The organism is Nocardioides daedukensis (genome assembly GCF_013408415.1).
GTDB classification, from domain to species: domain Bacteria; phylum Actinomycetota; class Actinomycetes; order Propionibacteriales; family Nocardioidaceae; genus Nocardioides; species Nocardioides daedukensis.
The window spans coordinates 1,449,420-1,467,395 of sequence record NZ_JACCAA010000001.1; the positions used below are offsets into that span (position 1 = coordinate 1,449,420).

Consider the following 17,976-nt stretch of genomic DNA (forward strand, 5'->3'; position numbering starts at 1 on the left):
AGGCACACGATATCGGTCCGGCTTCGCGCGCGAGAATCCGCTCACCGCTTTGAGCAGGGGCAGCGCAGTGCCTCCCGAGCGCCGGTGGTTCCCACTAGCCTCAGGGACATGGACCTGCCCGTGATGCCGCCCGTCCGACCGATGCTGGCCAAGCCGGTCAAGACCATCCCCGATCCGGCCAAGCACGGCGGGCTCTCCTTCGAGCCCAAGTGGGACGGGTTCCGCTGCATCGTCTTCAAGGACGGGGACGAGGTCGAGCTGGCCTCGCGCAACACCAAGCCGCTGACCCGCTACTTCCCCGAGGTCGTGGCCGCCGCACGCGAGCAACTGCCCGAGCGTTGCGTCCTCGACGGCGAGCTCTTCGTCGCACTCACCCGCCCCGGGTCGGACCCCAGGCTCGAGTTCGAGGTGCTGCAGGAGCGGATTCATCCGGCGGCCTCACGCATCGAGATGCTCGCCGAGAAGACGCCCGCCAGCTTCGTCGCGTTCGACCTGCTGGCCCTGGGCGACACGTCGTACGTCGACCGCCCTTTCGCCGAGCGGCGCGCCGCCCTGGAGCAGGCGCTGGCCGGACTGGACGGGCCCTGCCACCTGACCCGCACCACCACCGACCCGGTCGAGGCCGAGCGGTGGTTCGAGCAGTTCGAAGGCGCCGGCCTGGACGGTGTGATCGCCAAGCCGCTGGAGGCGACCTACCAGCCGAACGCCCGCACCATGATGAAGATCAAGCACTCGCGAACCGCCGACGTGGTGCTGGCCGGCTATCGCGAGCACAAGACCTCGACGCCCGAGAACCCCTTGCTGGGCTCACTCCTGCTCGGTCTCTATGCCGATGGCGAGCTGCAGCACGTGGGTGTCTCGGCCTCCTTCACCGCCGTCCGGCGTGCCGAGCTGATGGCCGAACTGCAACCGCTGGTCTGCGACATCGCCGAGCATCCGTGGGGCCGGTGGAACGAGTTCCTCACCGCGAACCCCGATCGCATCCCGGGCACCCAGTCGCGGTGGAGCGCCGGCAAGGACCTCTCCTTCACGCCGCTACGTCCCGAGCGCGTCCTGGAGGTCGGCTACGACCACATGGAGGGGCGACGGTTCCGGCACACCGCACAGTTCAAGCGCTGGCGCCCGGACCGGGAGCCGACCTCGTGCGGCTATGACCAACTCGAGGAGCCGGTGGGCTATGACCTGAGTAGGATCTTGAGCACCACTCCTGGAGGTGAGTCATGACCGAACGCAATGACCGCATTGACGACGGGATCGGCACCTATGACGTCGTCCTGCTGGCGGAGCAGGCAATGTCCGACGAGGGCGCGGCCGAGGTCGTCGCCCTGCACGACGAGATCGCGGACCAGGTCGTCTACCACGTCCTGATCCCGGTCGAGGATGCTGCGGCACGGATCGAGGCAGCGATGGGGTCGCTGGCCACCGGCGAGGTGATGACCGCTCCCGCTGTCACTCTCAGCGAGACCGATCTGGCCGAGGTGCGCCGCGAGTGCCTCGAGCACTCGCAGCACCAACTGGACCTGGCCGTTGCCCGGCTGCAGGCAGCGGGCGTGGAGGCCAGGGGCACGGTGATCCACGAGCACCCGATCGACGCCCTGGCCACCGCCGTGGCGGCCCACGACGGTCGCGAGGCGATCATCCTGACCCGCCCGCACGTGGTCGCCGAGTTCTTCCACGTCGACTGGACGTCACGAGCGCGCCGCAAGATCGGGGTTCCGGTGCTGCACCTGCTCGAGCACGAGCAGGCCGACGACACTCCGTAGACCTCCTCGCGGTGCATGAAATAGGCCGGATCCGGCTACCTTCGAGTGAAAGCCGCTCCCTGTGGCTCCCCCGTAGGAGGAAACATGTTCAACATCCTGGGCCTCATCGTCGTCGGACTCGTGATCGGCGTGATCGCACGCCTGATCAAGCCCGGCCGGCAGAACCTGTCACTTCTCTGGACGTTCCTGCTCGGTCTGGCCGGCGCTCTCATCGGCGGCATCATCGCCAGCTGGCTCGGCACGGGCGACGTGTTCGAGTTGAACATCCTCGGCTTCATCGTCGCGGTGATCGCGGCGATCGTGTTGATCGGCGCAGCCGAGGGCTTCGCCGGCTCCAAGAAGCGCTGAGTCCGCACAGCAGCCAACACAACTGAAGCCCCTCCGGCACCCGGTGCCGGAGGGGCTTCAGTGATTTCACTCGATCCGGTTGCCGGAGGCATCCCAGTGCTCGGCGACCTTCTTGCTCGGCTGCACCCGCGGTGGCTCGCCGGGCATCTTCGGATAGTCGGGCGGATAGTTGAGCTCGGTCGGGTCGGCCTCCCACAGCTGCAGCAACGGTTCGAGGGAGTGCTGTACGTCGTCGATCGCCGCCCACGGGTCGCCGTCGGCCATCCGGTCCGGAGCGCTGAACAGGTTGAAGACCCGCGGGTCCTTCAGGTCGGCGAGCTCCTCCCAGGTCACCGGTGTGGAGACCGGCGCACCCGGCAGCGGCCGCAGCGAATAGGCCGAGGCGATGGTCCGGTCCCGTGAGTTCTGGTTGTAGTCCACGAAGATCCGCTCGCCCCGCTCCTCCTTCCACCACGCCGTGGTGACCCCCTCGTCACGCTTCTCCAGCTCACGCCCGAAGCCGATCGCGGCGTGCCGCACGTCGACGAAGTCCCAGCGCGGCTCGATCCGCACGAAGATGTGCACGCCCCGGTTCCCCGAGGTCTTCACGAACCCCCGGATCCCCTTCTCCTCGAGCAGCTCACGGGCCACGCCGGCCACCCGGACTGCGTCGCTGAACGACGTACCCGGTTGGGGGTCGAGATCGATCCGCAGCTCGTCGGGGTGGTCGACGTCTGCGCGACGGACCGGCCAGGGGTGGAAGGTCAGCGTGCCCATCTGCGCGCACCACACCGGCACCGCGATCTCGGTCGGGCAGATCTCATCCGCGGTGCGGCCGGACGGGAAGGTGATCGTGGCGGTCTCGAGATAGTCGGGCGCGCCCTTCGGCACCCGCTTCTGGTAGAACGCCTCGGCGTTCTTGTCCTGCGGGCCGGTGGCCAGTCGCATTCCCTCGCGTACGCCGCTGGGCCACCGCTCGAGCGCCGTGGGACGTTCCCGCAGCCCACGCATGAGTCCGTCACCCACGGAGACGAAGTATTCCGCCACCATCAGCTTGGTCACCTCGGCCGTGTCGCGAGTGGCCTCGAAAATGATCCGGTCCGGACTCGAGACGCGCACTGCGCGACCCCCTGCGTCGACCTCCGCGGCCGCTGCCTTCGCCATGGACGGCACGCTACCGGCATATGCTGCTGCGATGCAGCCCCGACGCCGCCGGTCGCGACTCCTTTGTTCTCGCGTCCTCCTGCTGGCCGCCACGGCCGCGAGCACCGCCCTCCTGGCCGGTTGCTCCGACGACGCACCCGGTGACCAGCGGGTGCTGCCCGACGACGTCGTGGCGATGCAGGAACGGGTCGACGACCTGGCCAACGACCTGGTCCCCAGCCTGCTCGAGACGAACGACGCCAGCATCAAGCACGCGGCCGGTCAGTACGCCCCCTGCCCGGCGGCGGGGCACTGGCGCTACTTCGCCACCTTCACCCTCGATCTGCCCCAAGGTGACGCCGGGTCCGTCCTTGCCACCGCTCGGACGAGCATGGAGGCGAACGGCCTCACCGGGATCGTCGAGAACGCCGACGGTCGCGGTGGTTGGACCACCACGGTCGATGGACTGCGAGTGTGGGTCGGCGGCCGCGACGCCGGTGACATCCAGGGCCTGCGGGTGGAGAGTGCCCAGTGCGTCAAGGTGGCCGACGAGGACGTCGCGGCCGTCGAGGCCGAGCCGAGGCACGACTACGACGACCTGCGCTGAGGCCAGCGCCCCTTGTGCCCGGCGTAGGCTTGGCACATGGGTTATCAGGTCGAGAAGAGTGACGCCGAGTGGCGTGAGCAGCTGTCCCCCGAGGAGTACGCCGTGCTGCGCAAGGCAGGCACCGAGAGGCCCTTCGTCGGTGAGTACACCGACACCGAGACAACCGGTGTCTACCGCTGCAAGGCCTGCCAGGCCGAGCTGTTCACCAGCGACACCAAGTTCCACTCCGGTTGCGGTTGGCCGTCGTTCTACCAGCCGATGACCTCCGAGCAGGGTGAGGCCACCGTCGAGTACATCGAGGACAACACGCTGGGGATGCAGCGGACCGAGGTGCGATGCATCAACTGCGGATCACACCTCGGCCACGTCTTCCCGGACGGTTTCGGCACCCCGACCGGCGACCGTTACTGCATCAACTCGATCTCGATGACCCTGGAGCCTCGCACCAGCGACTCTTGATCCGCGAACCTGCAGTTGTTGCGCACCGAACCGGCACTTGTTGCGCACCGAACCGGCACTTGTTGCGCGCCGAACCGTCACTTGTTGCGGCGCCGAGCCGTCAGTTGTTGACGGTCGGCATCCCCGCCTCGCGCCACGCGGCATAACCACCGATCACATCGGTGGCCCGCGAGACGCCGAGCTGTCGCAGGGCGGCCGCCGCCAGCGATGACGTGTAGCCCTCCTGGCACAGCACGATCACGCGGGCGTCGTACGCCGCCTGCTCGATCCGCGACGAGCTGCGCGGGTCGAGGCGCCACTCGAGCACGTTGCGCTCGATCACCAGCGGGCTGAGCAGCGGGTGCACCTCGCCCTCCTCGACGCGCTGCGCGGCGGGCCGGATGTCGACGAGGATCGCCCGCTGGGTCAGCGCCTCCTGGAACGCAGCCCGGGGGCTGGTCCGCACCAGGTTCTCGCGGGCATGGGCGAGCATGTCGTCGACGCCGTCGAAGTAGACCTCCTCGAAGCGCTGAGCCGTCATCGCGCTCACCACTGGACCCCAGCCTGCTCGACGCCGATCGCCTCGATGCGGCTGCCACTGAGCTGATAGCGCGTCATTGTGGTCAGCCGCGGCGAATAGGCGTGCACCGAGATCGCCGGTACGGCGCCCAGGTTGCGCACGTTGTGGATGTGCCCGGGCGCGAACGACCAGGCGTCGCCGGTGCCGATGCTGCGGATGTGCTCGGCACCGTCCCAGCTGTGCTCGGTCAGGCGACCGGCGATGGTGGTGAAGGCCCCGCCGGCAGTGCCGTGGTCGTGCCAGCCGGTCTCGGCCTCGGTGGGCCAGGAGATCAGCCAGATCTGGAGGTCATCGGTCGTGATGAGCTCGGTCCACTGCCGTTCGGTCGCAGTGGGGTCGTGCAGGTGGAGCAGATCGGGGTCGCGTGCGAACTCACGCAGGGTCTGCAGCAGTGGCAGGACAGTCAGGGTGGTCATTGGAGCTCCTGTGCTGGGAGTGGATGTCTGGGCTGGGCGACATCCACGGACACAGGTCACTGGCCGTGCGGAGCAGGTCGACGTGGCGACGTCGAATGGCTGCGAAGGTCATGCGTCTCGGACTTCCTCGGTGCGTCCCGACGGGGACGGTTTCGGCTGATGCAGATGCAGGTCAGGCGAAACGACAACACGCGCAGGACGCGGCGAGGCGCGTCGTACGAATGTCTAGTGCCGAGGTCATGATTCAAGTGTGCGCGAAGACGCCCCGCCACACAAGGCCATCTCAGCGAGTGATCAGGGCAGGCGCTCGAGGAGCTCGGCCGGGGTGGCCGCGGTGCCGGTGTAGAACGGCACCTCCTCGCGCACGTGCCTGCGGGTCTCGGATCCGCGCAGGTGCCGCATCAGGTCGACGATGCGATACATCTCGTCGGCCTCGAACGCCAGGATCCACTCATAGTCGCCCAGCGCGAACGACGGCACCGTGTTGGCGCGCACGTCGGGATAGTCGCGCGCCATGCCACCGTGCTCGGCGAGCAGCCGGCGGCGCTCGGCGTCCTCGAGGAGATACCACTCATAGGAACGCACGAAGGGATAGACGGCCACGTGCTTCTTCGGGTCCTCGGAGAGGAAGGCCGGCAGGTGGCTGCGGTTGAACTCGGCTGGGCGGTGCAGGGCCATCTGCGACCAGACCGGCGCCAAGCGGCGACCGAACGACGTACGTCGCAACCCGCTGTAGGCGGCCTGCAGCTGCTCGGAGGTCGAGGCGTGCCACCAGATCATCACGTCGGCGTCGGCGCGGAAGCCAGCGACGTCATAGGTGCCACGCACGACCACGTCGTCGGCGGCGAGCTTCTGGTAGAAGGCGTCCAGCTCTGCGGCCTCGGCCGCACGGTCTGCGTCGCCGAGAACGGTGTCGAGTCGGAAGACCGACCACATCGTGTAGCGGATGGTGTCGTTGAGCTCGCGAATCCTCGCGGCGTTGGTCTGCTCCGGGGCCTGGTCAGGGTTCGACATGACCCCATTGTGCCGCGTGCACCTCAGGGCTGGGCAGTGAGGTCGGCCACTGCACGCATCGCCGAGGCGATCACGGCAGGGATGCCGATCCCGTCGTACGCCGCACCGCACACGGCCAGCCCGGGCACGCTCGCCACACTGGCCCGGATCCGGGCTACCCGATCGAGGTGACCGACCGCATATTGCGGCAGTCCCCCACCCCAACGTTGGACGTGCCAGTCGACCGGACGAGCCGCAATCCCGGTGGCCGTGTGCAGGTCGGCCAGGGACTGCTCCACCAGCTCCTCATCGGGGAATTGCAGCGCGGCCTCCTCGCGGTGCCGGCCCAGCGAGGTCCGCAGGAGCCGCAGGTCCTCCCCCGCCTCCCGGACCCAGCCCCACTTGTTGAAGGAGAACGTCGCGGCCTTGATCCGGCGACCGTCGAGCGGCGGGACTAGGAAGCCGGTGCCCTCGAGGTGGTCCACGTCCTGCACGCGGAAGGCCATCGTGACGATCGCCATCGAGGCATGCTCGATGCCGGACAGCTCGTGCGCGGCGACCGGCGTCAGGTCGCCCAGCAGCCGTGAGGCCGGGCTCGCGGGAAGCGCCAGCACGACCCGGTCGGCACTGATCACCTCCGGGGCTGCGGTCGGGCCGACGACCAGCTCGAAGCCGGCAGTCGACGTACGCCGCAGCTCACGCACCATCGCGCCGGTGCGGATGGCGAAGCTCGCCTGGTCTGCGAGGACCTGCGGCAGCTGTCCGACGCCGCTGACCAGGCCGGCGAAGACCGGCACGTCGCTCGGCGCCGGAACCGCACTGGCTGCTTCGAGCAGGGAAGGCGAACGGTCCAGCAGGGCGACGACCTGCGGGATGGTGGCGCGGGTGGAGAGCTCGGTCGCATGGCCGGCGTACACCCCTCCCAGCAGTGGTTCGACGAGCCGGTCGACGACCTCGCGACCCAGCCGCTCGCCCACGAAGTCGGCGACGGAGACGTCCTCGTCGGGCGCGGGCAGAACCTTCTCCTCGCGCAGCCGGGCGATGCCGGCGTCACTCAGGACACCGGTCTGGACGAGCTGTTCGAGGTCGGCGGGGATGCCCATCACCGAGCGCGGCAGCGGCCGAAGTGCATCGCGGGTCCACAGCCGTGAGGAGAGCGTGCCGGGGTGGATCAGGTCCAGGCCCAGGTCGCGGGCCAGGCCGATCGCCTCGGGTCGCCGGTTGAGCATCGCCTCGGCACCGACGTCGACGGTGATGCCACCGACATCTTCCAGTCGCAGCTTGCCGCCGACCCGGTCGGAACCCTCAAGGAGCAGTACGTCGTGCCCTGAACCCGCCAGCTCGCGAGCCGCGGTCAGTCCCGCGATGCCGCCTCCGATGACCACGATGTTGACCACGACCCCAGATTGCCAGACCGACTGTCGCTGCCGGACCGCGGCATACGTGACGTGCTCGAATCCGAGCAAAACCCCTCCGGGGTGCACCGATCCGACATATCTTCTGGGTCGACCCAAGGAGGTGCGCGTCGGATGCGCGTTGGCCTGTTCCGTGCGCTCGCGCTCACACTCTTCGTCTCGACCGTCCTGGTCTCCGTCGGGCAGGCCCAAGCGGCGCCGGTCCGGGCACCGAGCACCTCACCCAGCAAGCCCTACGTCGGCGCCGTGGTGACCATCTCGGGGCGGGTGAGCACGAAGTTCCGGCGGACCGTGCGGCTGCAACGCTGGAGCAGCAAGGGTTACGTGACGCGCAAGACAACCACCACGGACTCCATGGGGCGCTATCGCTTCACCCAGACTGCGGCCGCGAGCAGCCAGGCCTTCCGGGTCCACGCACCGGCGTTGACTCGCAGCAAGAAGCGGTATGCCTCGATCGTCACCTCCTCGACGCGGGTCAAGGGCAGGGCTCATTCGGCGTCGCTCACCATCCCAGCGGTGGTCCGTCCCGGCACCACCTTCACTGCCAAGATCTCGATCACCCGCGCCCTCGCCGGACGCACGGTCCGGCTGCAGAAGCGCAGCGGATCGTCCTGGACCAGCGTGGCCACGGGGAAGACCAGCACCCGCGGCGGGGTCTGGCTGCGGACCAGCGCCGGGTCCCTGGGGTCGGCGTCCTACCGGGCCGTGGTCTCCAGCGCCGGCTCCCGACCCTCGATCACCTCGCCGACGCGAACCCACCAGGTCGAGCGCATCCCGGTCGCGACCCTCCGCATCACCACGAACGACGGCTCCCCGATCGATTCCCGCGAGGACTACGACCGGGCGCGGATGGTCCTCGACCCGATGGACAGCGGCCTGCCCGCCTTTGACGTGCCCACCCGGATCCGCCTGCGCGGCAACAGCACCTCCTGGATCTCGGTCAAGCCGCCATTCAAGATCAAGCTCGACACCAAGACCGCACTGGCAGGCATGCCGGCCAACAAGGACTGGGGGCTGCTGGCCAACTTCTATGACCGGTCCCTGCTCCGCAACACCGCCGGATTCGAGGTGGCCCGTCGCATCGGCATGCCGTGGTCGGCCCGGATGCAACCGGTGGAGGTGACGGTGAACGGGAAGTTCTACGGCCTCTATGACCTCGCCGAGACCGTGGCGGAGGGCAGCGAGCGGGTGGACCTGCCCAAGGGTGGAGTGCTCCTCGAGGCGGACTCCTGGGCCGACGATGACCCGCACTTCCGCACGGACCAGGGGCTGCAGGTCTTCCTCAAGGATCCCGACGACGAAGACCAGGCGTTCACCGACGATGTCGCAGCACAGGTGCAGGTGGCCGAGGACTCCCTCTATGCCGAGGACTTCCTCGACCCGGAGACCGGCTATCGCGCCCACTTCGACGTGGACTCCTTCATCGACTGGTATCTCACCAATGAGCTGATGAAGAACCTCGACTCGAACTTCAACAACAGTCTCTGGATGTCACTGGTCGACGGACGGGTGGCGATGGCTGCTCCGTGGGACTTCGACCAGTCCTCGGGGAACCGCAGGGGCGTCGACGTGGAGAAACCGACGGATTGGTTCCTCGGACGCAACTGGATCACCGAGGGCTTCGACCTCAGCCAGATCGACGACCCGCGTGGCCACTGGCTGATCCGGATGCTGGCCGACCCGTGGTTCCAGGAGAAGGTCGCCGCACGCTGGCGCGAGGTCTCCCCCGCCGTGCGCGGGGTCCCGGCGTACGTCGCTGCCCGGGCGGAGGTGATCAGCGGAGCGGCGGATCGCAACTTCGCACCGGTCGCGAGTGGCGGTGCGGGGCAGCCGCTCACGCTGACCTTCATCGAGCAGGCCGACTCCACGGTGCTCCAGGGATCCTGGGTCGCCGAGGTCGCACACCTTGAGGGGTGGCTCACGGCTCGCATCGCCTGGCTCGACCAGCAGTACGCCGCCTCGCAGCCGTAGGGGCCATCCTCAGTCGAGCGTGGTGGCCTGCCGATTCAAGGGTGAGCGTCGGCGGGTGGTCCCCCCATCCGATTGGGGTGTGACCGGAGTGCGTTCCCGAAGTGGGCGCCAAGAGGTATCCACTCACGTGCGGGTCAGGCCGAAGCTGGCCTCCCGCGCCAGGCCAGCAGTTGACGGGCAGCCAAAGCCAGAGCCTGCCACGCCAGGTGGCACGGGGTCGCGACGACCAAGCCGACCCACGCGGTGAGAACCCAGGTCGACGTCCCGCCATCGATGCCGCCGAGGACCCGCGCCCACAGCGCGACTGCCGCCAGCCACGGTGCCACCCACGCCGCAGCCTCCAGCCGCCTGGTGAGAGCCGGCCTCGCGTAGACCCAGCCGAGGAACAAGCTCGCCGCGGCGACGTAGCAGCCACCCACGACCGCCAGCAGCTAGGCCAGGAAGGCAGCGGGCACGAGAAACAAGCCGCCGGCAACGACGTTGCTGACAAGGACGGGGCCATCGACGCTGACGGGGGTCTGCTGCGGCGTGCTCGTGGCGTCGGTGCGGCTCATACGCGCCATTGTGCCCGCGAGGAGGGCCCACGAACCCCCTCTTCCGCACTTCGCCCCGCCGTGAAGACCCGCAGCGAATGGCGCGTGCTATCACGTCATTCGCATCGGGGGCACCAAACCATCTCTCTTCGCCACCACCGACTTTGTCCACGTATACGACGATTCTTGCCGCGAGCGGCGATCACGACATGTTTCGGGGCAAGGCGACCAAGAAGACGTAGAGCACCCGTACCAAGCCGGCGACCCCGCTACGAACTACGGCAGTTCAGTGCGCCGACCGCACTCGCCACGCTCAGAGGCGGACGCCTCGGTGCGAACTGCCGTAGTTGGACACAACCCGTTCTGGAACCGGGTCCGTCGCAGCAACGTCGTACTTCCATGAAGACGACCCGCAAGCATGCCGTAGCCCTCGCCGCCGCCGCACTCCTCGCCGTCGGCGGGTGCTCCGCGAGCGACGGGGCAGGCGAGACCAGCGAGCACAGTGAACCCGCCGCAACAGCCCAGGGCACCTCCGATGCGCACGTGGCCGAGTTGGCGCAGGGCACCGAGCCGAAACGCGCCGCCGGAGGCGCCGCCAAGGCGGAACGGGACACCACCGGCCCCGCCATCATCAGCACCGGCACCGTCTCCTTGCGCAGCAAGGACGTCGACCGCACCCGCTTCGACGTCCAGGAGCAGGTCGACACCCTGGGCGGCAGCATCGGAGAGGAGGAGACCACCACCGACGACGAGGGCAAGGCGGCGACGAGTCGTCTGGTCGTGCGGGTCCCCCAGAAGCACTTCGACAAGGCGATGAAGGAGATCAGCGACCTGGCCCAGCTCGCCCGCGCCACCCGCAGCGAGGAGGACGTCACCACCCAGGTGATCGACAACGAGGTGCGGATCCGCGCCCAGGAGAAGAGCCTGAAGCGGATCGAGGTGCTGCTCGCGCAGGCCGACGACATCGCCCAGATCGTGCGGATCGAGTCCGAGCTCTCCACCCGTCAGGCCAACCTCGACTCCCTCAAGCAGCAACAGACCTGGCTCAAGGACCAGACCTCGATGTCGACCATCACGGTCAACATCGCGCACACCTCCACCCCTGAGGAGAAGGAGGACGAGGAGCACAGCGCCTTCGTCGGAGGACTGATCGGAGGCTGGGACGCCCTGTCCACGCTGGGCAGAGCAATGGCCGGCACCGTCGGTGCGCTACTCCCCTTCGCCGTGCTGGCCCTCCTTCTCGGATGGCCGTCCCGGCTGCTGTGGCGCCGGTTCAGGCGAGCGGGTAGGCCTGCACGAACTCCGTCAGCCGCTTGAGCTGGTCCGGGTCGGTGGTCGGGATGACACCGTGTCCGAGGTTGAAGATGTGGCCCTTGGCCGCCCGACCGGCCTCGATGATCTCGCCGGCCCGGGCCAGCATCACGTCAGTCGGAGCGAAGACCAGCGTCGGGTCCAGGTTGCCCTGCACGCCGCGATCCCCCACCCGCGCGATGCCGTCGGCCAACGGCGTACGCCAGTCGACGCCGACCACGTCGGCCCCGGCCTCGCCCATCAGCGTGAGCAGGTTGGAGGTGCCCACACCGAAGTGGATGCGGGGTACGCCGAGCGTCCCGGCCGCCTCGAGCACCCGGGTGGAGTGCGGCATCACGTGCTCGGTGTAGTCGGCCGGGGTCAGCGCGCCGGCCCAGGAGTCGAAGAGCTGGACGGCCGAGGCGCCAGCCGCGACCTGGACCTCGAGGTAGGCGGTCGCGATGCCGGCGATCTTGCGCATCAAGGCCTCCCACACCTCAGGTGCGCCGAACATCATCGCCTTGGTCTTCGCGTGCTCCTTGGACGGACCGCCCTCGACCAGGTAGGACGCCACGGTGAACGGGGCACCGGCGAAACCGATCAGCGGGGTGGCGCCGAGCTCGGCGACCAGGTTGCCCACGGCCTGGGTGATGTAGGGAACGTGCTCCGGGGTCAGGTCGGGGATGCGCTGCACGTCCTCGAGCGTGCGCACCGGCTCGGCCACGACGGGACCGACGCCCGGCTTGATCTCGAGGTCGACGCCGACGGCCTTGAGGGGCAGCACGATGTCGGAGAAGAAGATGGCCGCGTCCACGCCATAGCGGCGCACGGGCTGCAGGGTGATCTCGGTGATCAGGTCGGCGTTCATGCAGGACTCGAGCATCCCGATGCCCTCACGCACCTTGAGGTATTCCGGGAGCGAGCGTCCGGCCTGGCGCATGAACCAGACCGGCGTGTGCGGCACTGCCTCGCCGCGGGCGGCCTTGAGGAAGGCGGAGTCGTCGAGTCCGGGATTGCGCTGCATCGTGGTCACAAACCGAATCTTCGCAGGTCAGGCGGCGTGGCACACATCGGCGAGGGTCTCGAGCGCCGTACGCTGGCTGGCATGGTGGTCCGTCAAGAGACGCACCCCGGTTCTGGTGCGGGCTCACTGCCCGAGGGATTCCGGGTGGCAGTCGAGAGCATGAAGTCCGCCCGGTTGCGACCGGAGGTCTTCTGCGAGTCCATGCCGGCACCGCAGCGGATCGCCCCCCATGCCAGCGCCCTGAGTGCTGACGTCACTGTCGACGGCGAGGACGTCGGCACCGGCCGGATCATCCTGCTCCACGACCCTGCCGGCAACGACGCCTGGGCAGGCACCTTCCGGTTCGTCGTCTACGCCCGCGCCGAGATCGACCCCGAACTGATCACCGACCCCCTGCTCGGCGGCGTCGGCTGGTCCTGGCTGACCGAGGCCCTCGACGCGCACGGCGCCCAGTGCGTGGCACCTTCGGGCACCGTCACCTCGGTCTCCACCGAGAACTTCGGCTCCATGGAGGACGAGGCCGCCTCGGCCCAGATCGAGATCCGGGCCTCCTGGACGCCGGTCGGCCCCGACGACGGGAATTTCGACGTCTCGGCCCACGTGGAAGCGTGGGGAGAGCTGCTGTGCACCACGGTCGGCCTCGAGCCCGTGCCTGAGGGCGTGGCAGTGATGCCGAGCCGACGCGGTCAGCGCCAGTGACCGACCACGAGCCGCAGGACGCCCCGGAGACGGAGCCAGCCCCGGTCGAGCTGCTGACCCTCCGCGACGGTCTCACCCCGGTCGTGGAGACCGAGGCCGATCTCGCGAAGGTTGCCGAGCGCTTCGCCGCGGGCACCGGCCCGGTGGCGATCGACGCCGAGCGCGCCTCCGGCTATCGCTACTCCTCGCGCGCCTATCTGATCCAGCTCCGGCGCGAAGGCTCCGGCACGGCCCTGATCGACCCGATCCCCTTCGACAACCTGGACCCGCTCGCCGAGGCCCTCGAGGGCGTCGAGTGGATCCTGCATGCCGCGACCCAGGACCTGGCCTGCCTGGCCGAGGTCGGACTGCGCCCGGCCTCACTCTTCGACACCGAGCTGGCCGGTCGTCTGCTCGGCTATCCCCGAGTCGGACTCGCCACCCTGGTCGAGACCACCCTCGAACGTCGCCTCCGCAAGGAGCACTCGGCCGCGGATTGGTCCACGCGCCCGCTGCCGGAGTCCTGGCTGGAATATGCCGCCCTCGATGTCGAACCGCTGGTCGAGCTGCGCGAAGTGATGGCTGCCGAACTGGAAGAGGCAGGCAAGGCCGAATGGGCCCGGCAGGAGTTCGAGCACCTCCTCGACTTCACCCCGACCAAGCGCGCCGAGCCATGGCGACGTACCTCCCAGATGCACAAGGTCCGCAGCCGTCGTTCCCTGGCCGCCGTTCGCGAGCTGTGGCTGACCCGCGACCGGATCGCTCAGGAACGAGACGTGGCCGGCGGACGCCTGCTCCCGGACTCGGCGATCATCGAGGCCGCCTCCGCCATGCCGGAGAACCGCCGCACACTGTTGGCCCTCAAGGGCTTCAACGGGCGGGGTGCCTCGCGCCACTCCTCGGAGTGGATGCGGGCGATCGACCTCGCGCGCGAGGTTCCCGAGGCCGACCTGCCGGTGCGCACCCAGCGCGGCGACGGACCGCCCCCGCCGCGCGCGTGGGCGGAGAAGGACCCCGAGGCCGGCCGTCGACTGGCCCACTCGAAGGAGGCGATGGCCGCACTCTCCGAGAAGGTCAACGTCCCGGTCGAGAACCTGATGACCCCCGACCTGCTGCGTCGCGCACTGTGGGCGCCCCCGCACACCCGCGAGCCCGAAGCCCTGTTGGCCGCGATCGGCGAACAGCTGACCGCTGCCGGGGCTCGACCCTGGCAGGTCGAGCTGGTCGCCCCAGTGGTGACCGAGGCGGTGCTGGTCGGTGCGGTTGAGCCCGACGAGTCCACCGAAGAGGACGCACCCGTCACCTCTGAGGACTGAGGCCGGTCACGGGGTGGGAGAGGGAGTGACCTTCTCCTCGTCGCGGATGACCAGCTCTGCCACCACGGGCGCCGAGAGCTCGTCGATGCGCTGGGTCAGCGTCTCAAGGTCGAGAACGGGCGCATAGAACAGCCGTTTGATGGAGGGCTCGACCGCTGCCTCGAGCTCCTGCATCGACTCCAGGAGCGGCGGCATCACGATGTCGCGGATCGAGGCGTTGAAGACCTCAGCGTTGGCGGGCTGCTGCGTGGGCTGCAGGAAAGCCTCACCCTCAGCGACCTCGTTGTTCGCCGGCACCAGATAACCGGCCTTGGCCACCTCGGCAACAGAGTCTGCGGAGACCGCGTGCGCGATCAGGTCGGCAGCGGCTGACTCGCTGACCGGGTCGACTCCCATGCACAGCCCGCTCACGTCACCGACGCTGGTCTCGGTGTCGAGGGTCGGCATCGGCATCACGTCGAAGTTGAGTCCCTCGGTGTTGCGCAGCGACGGCACCAGGTTGCGGTAGCCGGCGATCATCGCGAGCTTGCCCTCCTTGAACATCTCAAGGGCGGGCTGCTTCTCCACGTCGGCCTGGCTGGGGCTGAGCTGGTCGGTGCGCAGGACGTCGAGGGTGCGGGTAAGCGCGTCCTGGCTCTCGTCGCTGGAGAGCGCCAGGGTGGTCGGCTTCACCGAGTCGTCGAAGAGCTTCCCGCCACCGGAATAGATGAACGGGGCCAGACCCTCGAGCGACGGCTCGATGTAGACGCCCTTGACACCCTGGGTGGTCGAGGCCCAGGTGGCTGCGGCGGCGAACTGGTCGAGCGTCCACTCCGAGGCGTGCTCCAGGCCGTCGGGGATCTCGGGTACGTCGAGGTCCTCGGCGGCCATCGCGTCGAAGTCGATCAGGTCGGTGTTGTAGTAGATGACCATCGGCGAGACGCCGTAGGGCATGCACTGCAGGTGGTTGTCGAAGGAGAACGCCTGGATCGCGTCGCGCTTGTAGAGGTCGCTGAAGTCGACACCGCGGGAGTCGAGGAGCTCGTCGAGCGGCTGGTTCTTCGCATCGGCGGCGACCTGGGCGATGTCGCGCTGGGAGAGCAGGTAGACGTCCGGCGGGTCGTCGCCGGTGATGGCGGTGAGCACGTCCTCGCTGTCGGTGGCGGCCTCGAGGGTGACCTTGACGGTCTTGTTCTCCTCGTTGAAGGTGTCGACCATCGACTGCATGCCGGCGACCTCTTCCTTGGGGCCGTAGGCCAGGAAGGTCAGCGCGACCGGGTTGTTCACCGAACCGGTGGGATCGATCTTGGGTGGCTTCGCGTCGGTGTCACACGCACCGGCCAGCAACGCCACCATGGCCATGCCGCACGCCAGAGTTGCGCGTTTCCTCACGATCGAATGCCCTTCTTAGCCGGTCTGGTTGCGGACACGATATCGGTTGGTCGTGAGCCACCCGCCGTTGCCGGTCCCGGTGGCGCGGCGTGGGACGCACCTCGCGGTCCGCGTGCGCCCATAGTCTTGGGCCATGTCTTCGCCGCTTGCGACTCGTCGTGCTCACCCGCTGCCCCTCGCCCTGGCCGGTCTCGGCCTCGCCGCACTCCTCACCGGGTGTGGTGAATACACCGGCGAGGAGCCCTCCAACGTGGCCAGCGACCCCTCTGCGACCGCGTCGCCCTCCGAGTCGCCCTCTGAGTCCCCCACCGCGAGCGAGTCCCCCTCCCAGTCGCCCACTGCCTCCGAGTCCGCCACCGCCTCGGGTCCGGAGGGGATGCTGCTCACCGCCGAGGAGATGCCCGGGCTCAGCGACGCGACCACGTGGACGGAAGAGTCCACCGAACCCCAGGGCCTCGAGGCCGACGGCTCCAGTGCCGTCGGCGCCTGCCAGCTGACCCCGCTGCACGACATCGGCGCGACCGAGGCGATCCAGCGCACGTTCAGTGGTCCCGAGGGCGCCACCGCGACCCAGGTCATCGCCACCCTCGCCGACGACAAGTCGGTGCGCCAGACCCACCAGGTGCTGGTCAGCTGGCACGACAAGTGCGAGTCCACGATCGAGGGATCCTCGGTCACCGAGCTCGAGGAAGTCACCGTGCCCACCGGCACGGCCGAGTCCTATGTCGTCTCCTACGGCTCCGACGCCGAAGCGTCCACCTGGGAGAGCGTCGCGATCAACGTGAGCGGCACCCACATCTCGCTGGTCGTGATCGAGAACCAGGGAATGGACTACAACTACGAGAAGGACAAGACTCCGGCAGTCCTGGCCGCGAAGGCCGTCGCCGACAAGCTCTCCTAGCCGACATCGCGGTCCCTGCGGCGCAAGTGCGCATGGCTGCGGTCGTAGGCTGAGGCGATGACCAAGCGTTCCCACCACCGGCCGTCCCCACAGGGCGGTGAGTTCTTCGACGCGCTGATCGGTGCACAGGACCCCGCGCTCGTGGCCGAGGCCGCGGACCGGGCTGCGACGCTGCTGGTCCGGGGCGCCTCGAGCAGCGACGACGCACGGGTCGCCGAGCGCCTGCTCACCCTCGCCGACGACGAAGGCCTCGAGACCCTGGCCGAGCTGTGGTCCGGGGCCTCGCCGGACTCCCTGGCCGGGTGCCTGTGGCGCCTCTACGTGCTGCGGTCCTGGGTGTACGCCGATCCCGAGCTCGCCGCTCGCCAGTTCGAGGCAGGTCGCGGCAACGCCGAGGTCGCCCGCGTGGTGGCCGGTGTGGCCGACCCGCCCGGACCCGACCAGGTGCGGGCGATGATCGACGCCGTCCTGCGCGGCGTCGCCGACGGCGACTTTGCCGACGTCGTGCTCAGGGCGGCCGCGTTCAGCCGCGTGGTGGCCGTCGGACGCGCCCACCTCGGCGCCACCGACGCCAAGGCGATGCTGGTGCTGTCCGAGCAGTTCGAGGTCGCCGCGCACCTCGAGCTCGACCACGCACTGGCCTGATCGCGACACTGTCCCCGTGCGCTTGTCCGGGCGATCTGTCGGACTACACTTGCTCGCGTACGCCGGACCGCGGCAGCCCCGGGTCCCAAAATTAGCCGCTACGAGCGGCCACGCGCCGTGAGGCGCTCCCGGTCCGGCGTGCATCATCTTCGGCTTAGTGTGGGTCCCATGGACCACGCCCCAGTGCCGCAGCACGCGCCCGAAGTCGACGGAGAGCCGGATCCCGGTGAGGTCGTGTGGGGGTGGGTCCCCTATGAGGACGACCCGGCCCAGGGCAAGGACCGGCCGGTGCTGCTGCTGGCGCGCGACGGCGATCACTGGCTCGCCCTCCAGCTCACCTCGAAGGACCACGACTTCGACGAGAGCCAAGAAGCCCGGGCAGGGCGGTTCTGGATGGACATCGGCAGCGGCGCCTGGGACTCCAAGGGGCGTCCCAGCGAGGTGCGCCTCAACCGGCTGCTCCGCCTTCCCGACAGCGGACTGAGGCGCGAGGGCGGTCCGGTGTCGCGGGAGATCTTCGACGCGGTGCTGGTCGCGGCGCGCGAACACCTCGACCTGGGGTGAG

20 protein-coding genes are annotated in these 17,976 nt (G+C 68.9%); 12 read left to right on the top strand and 8 right to left on the bottom strand.

Going from position 1 to position 17,976, the window contains the following annotated elements:
• Window positions 1-108: 108 nt before the first annotated feature.
• From BJ980_RS07235 to BJ980_RS07245, 3 genes are all read left to right on the top strand, one after another.
• A complete protein-coding gene (locus BJ980_RS07235; RefSeq protein WP_179501672.1) occupies window positions 109-1,224 on the top strand; it encodes an ATP-dependent DNA ligase in 1,116 nt (371 codons plus the stop codon).
• Entirely contained in the window at window positions 1,221-1,763 is a 543-nt protein-coding gene (locus BJ980_RS07240) for a hypothetical protein (RefSeq protein WP_179501673.1), read from the top strand. The genes BJ980_RS07235 and BJ980_RS07240 overlap by 4 nt, the downstream gene beginning before the upstream one ends.
• Window positions 1,764-1,847: 84 nt before the next feature.
• A complete protein-coding gene (locus BJ980_RS07245) occupies window positions 1,848-2,111 on the top strand; it encodes a GlsB/YeaQ/YmgE family stress response membrane protein (RefSeq protein ID WP_218855439.1) in 264 nt (87 codons plus the stop codon).
• 66 nt (window positions 2,112-2,177) lie between these two features.
• Here BJ980_RS07245 and BJ980_RS07250 read toward each other — a convergent pair whose 3' ends face one another.
• Window positions 2,178-3,254 (bottom strand): DNA polymerase domain-containing protein, encoded by a 1,077-nt coding sequence (locus BJ980_RS07250; RefSeq protein ID WP_179501674.1) that lies wholly within the window; start codon window positions 3,252-3,254, stop codon window positions 2,178-2,180.
• 31 nt (window positions 3,255-3,285) lie between these two features.
• Here BJ980_RS07250 and BJ980_RS07255 point away from each other — a divergent pair, with 31 nt between their 5' ends.
• Window positions 3,286-3,840 carry a hypothetical protein gene (locus BJ980_RS07255; protein ID WP_179501675.1) on the top strand — a complete coding sequence of 185 codons (555 nt, stop codon included), beginning with the start codon at window positions 3,286-3,288 and terminating at the stop codon, window positions 3,838-3,840.
• A 36-nt stretch (window positions 3,841-3,876) separates the two neighbouring features.
• Window positions 3,877-4,299 (top strand): peptide-methionine (R)-S-oxide reductase MsrB, encoded by a 423-nt coding sequence (gene msrB, locus BJ980_RS07260; protein ID WP_179501676.1) that lies wholly within the window; start codon window positions 3,877-3,879, stop codon window positions 4,297-4,299.
• A 100-nt stretch (window positions 4,300-4,399) separates the two neighbouring features.
• Here msrB and BJ980_RS07265 read toward each other — a convergent pair whose 3' ends face one another.
• The 4 genes from BJ980_RS07265 to hemG all read right to left on the bottom strand — a co-directional run bounded on the left by BJ980_RS07265 (window position 4,400) and on the right by hemG (window position 7,664).
• Window positions 4,400-4,819 carry a rhodanese-like domain-containing protein gene (locus tag BJ980_RS07265; protein WP_179503798.1) on the bottom strand — a complete coding sequence of 140 codons (420 nt, stop codon included), beginning with the start codon at window positions 4,817-4,819 and terminating at the stop codon, window positions 4,400-4,402.
• Window positions 4,820-4,824: 5 nt separating this feature from the next.
• The gene (locus tag BJ980_RS07270; protein ID WP_179501677.1) at window positions 4,825-5,274 is read right to left on the bottom strand and encodes a cysteine dioxygenase; all 450 of its coding nucleotides are present in this window, start codon (window positions 5,272-5,274) and stop codon (window positions 4,825-4,827) included.
• 294 nt (window positions 5,275-5,568) lie between these two features.
• Window positions 5,569-6,288, bottom strand: coding sequence for a hydrogen peroxide-dependent heme synthase (hemQ, locus tag BJ980_RS07275; protein ID WP_179501678.1), 720 nt, complete (start codon window positions 6,286-6,288; stop codon window positions 5,569-5,571).
• 23 nt (window positions 6,289-6,311) lie between these two features.
• Window positions 6,312-7,664 carry a protoporphyrinogen oxidase gene (hemG, locus tag BJ980_RS07280; protein WP_179501679.1) on the bottom strand — a complete coding sequence of 451 codons (1,353 nt, stop codon included), beginning with the start codon at window positions 7,662-7,664 and terminating at the stop codon, window positions 6,312-6,314.
• Between the two features lie 132 nt (window positions 7,665-7,796).
• Between hemG and BJ980_RS07285 the strand changes: the two genes are divergently transcribed.
• Window positions 7,797-9,653, top strand: coding sequence for a CotH kinase family protein (locus BJ980_RS07285; RefSeq protein ID WP_179501680.1), 1,857 nt, complete (start codon window positions 7,797-7,799; stop codon window positions 9,651-9,653).
• Window positions 9,654-10,084: 431 nt separating this feature from the next.
• Here BJ980_RS07285 and BJ980_RS19230 read toward each other — a convergent pair whose 3' ends face one another.
• Complete coding sequence (locus BJ980_RS19230) at window positions 10,085-10,207, bottom strand: hypothetical protein (RefSeq protein ID WP_281363717.1); 123 nt, start codon at window positions 10,205-10,207, stop codon at window positions 10,085-10,087.
• Window positions 10,208-10,585: 378 nt separating this feature from the next.
• Between BJ980_RS19230 and BJ980_RS07290 the strand changes: the two genes are divergently transcribed.
• Window positions 10,586-11,503, top strand: a complete 918-nt coding sequence (locus tag BJ980_RS07290) for a DUF4349 domain-containing protein (protein WP_179501681.1) — start codon at window positions 10,586-10,588, stop codon at window positions 11,501-11,503.
• Here the strand turns inward: BJ980_RS07290 and hemE are convergent.
• Window positions 11,460-12,500 carry a uroporphyrinogen decarboxylase gene (gene hemE / locus BJ980_RS07295; RefSeq protein WP_179503799.1) on the bottom strand — a complete coding sequence of 347 codons (1,041 nt, stop codon included), beginning with the start codon at window positions 12,498-12,500 and terminating at the stop codon, window positions 11,460-11,462. The two genes, BJ980_RS07290 and hemE, sit on opposite strands and share 44 nt — an antisense overlap.
• 81 nt (window positions 12,501-12,581) lie before the next feature.
• Between hemE and BJ980_RS07300 the strand changes: the two genes are divergently transcribed.
• Both BJ980_RS07300 and BJ980_RS07305 read left to right on the top strand, forming a co-directional pair.
• Window positions 12,582-13,199 (top strand): DUF3000 domain-containing protein, encoded by a 618-nt coding sequence (locus tag BJ980_RS07300; RefSeq protein WP_179503800.1) that lies wholly within the window; start codon window positions 12,582-12,584, stop codon window positions 13,197-13,199.
• Entirely contained in the window at window positions 13,196-14,494 is a 1,299-nt protein-coding gene (locus BJ980_RS07305; protein WP_179501682.1) for an HRDC domain-containing protein, read from the top strand. The genes BJ980_RS07300 and BJ980_RS07305 overlap by 4 nt, the downstream gene beginning before the upstream one ends.
• 6 nt (window positions 14,495-14,500) lie before the next feature.
• On the opposite strand, the gene BJ980_RS07310 is transcribed toward BJ980_RS07305, so the two are convergent.
• Complete coding sequence (locus BJ980_RS07310; protein ID WP_179501683.1) at window positions 14,501-15,865, bottom strand: extracellular solute-binding protein; 1,365 nt, start codon at window positions 15,863-15,865, stop codon at window positions 14,501-14,503.
• A gap of 133 nt (window positions 15,866-15,998) precedes the next feature.
• Here BJ980_RS07310 and BJ980_RS07315 point away from each other — a divergent pair, with 133 nt between their 5' ends.
• The 3 genes from BJ980_RS07315 to BJ980_RS07325 all read left to right on the top strand — a co-directional run bounded on the left by BJ980_RS07315 (window position 15,999) and on the right by BJ980_RS07325 (window position 17,975).
• Complete coding sequence (locus BJ980_RS07315) at window positions 15,999-16,766, top strand: hypothetical protein (protein ID WP_179501684.1); 768 nt, start codon at window positions 15,999-16,001, stop codon at window positions 16,764-16,766.
• A gap of 57 nt (window positions 16,767-16,823) precedes the next feature.
• Complete coding sequence (locus tag BJ980_RS07320; protein WP_179501685.1) at window positions 16,824-17,411, top strand: hypothetical protein; 588 nt, start codon at window positions 16,824-16,826, stop codon at window positions 17,409-17,411.
• 168 nt (window positions 17,412-17,579) lie between these two features.
• Window positions 17,580-17,975 (top strand): type II toxin-antitoxin system PemK/MazF family toxin, encoded by a 396-nt coding sequence (locus BJ980_RS07325; RefSeq protein ID WP_179501686.1) that lies wholly within the window; start codon window positions 17,580-17,582, stop codon window positions 17,973-17,975.
• The last annotated feature ends 1 nt before the right edge of the window (window position 17,976 follow it).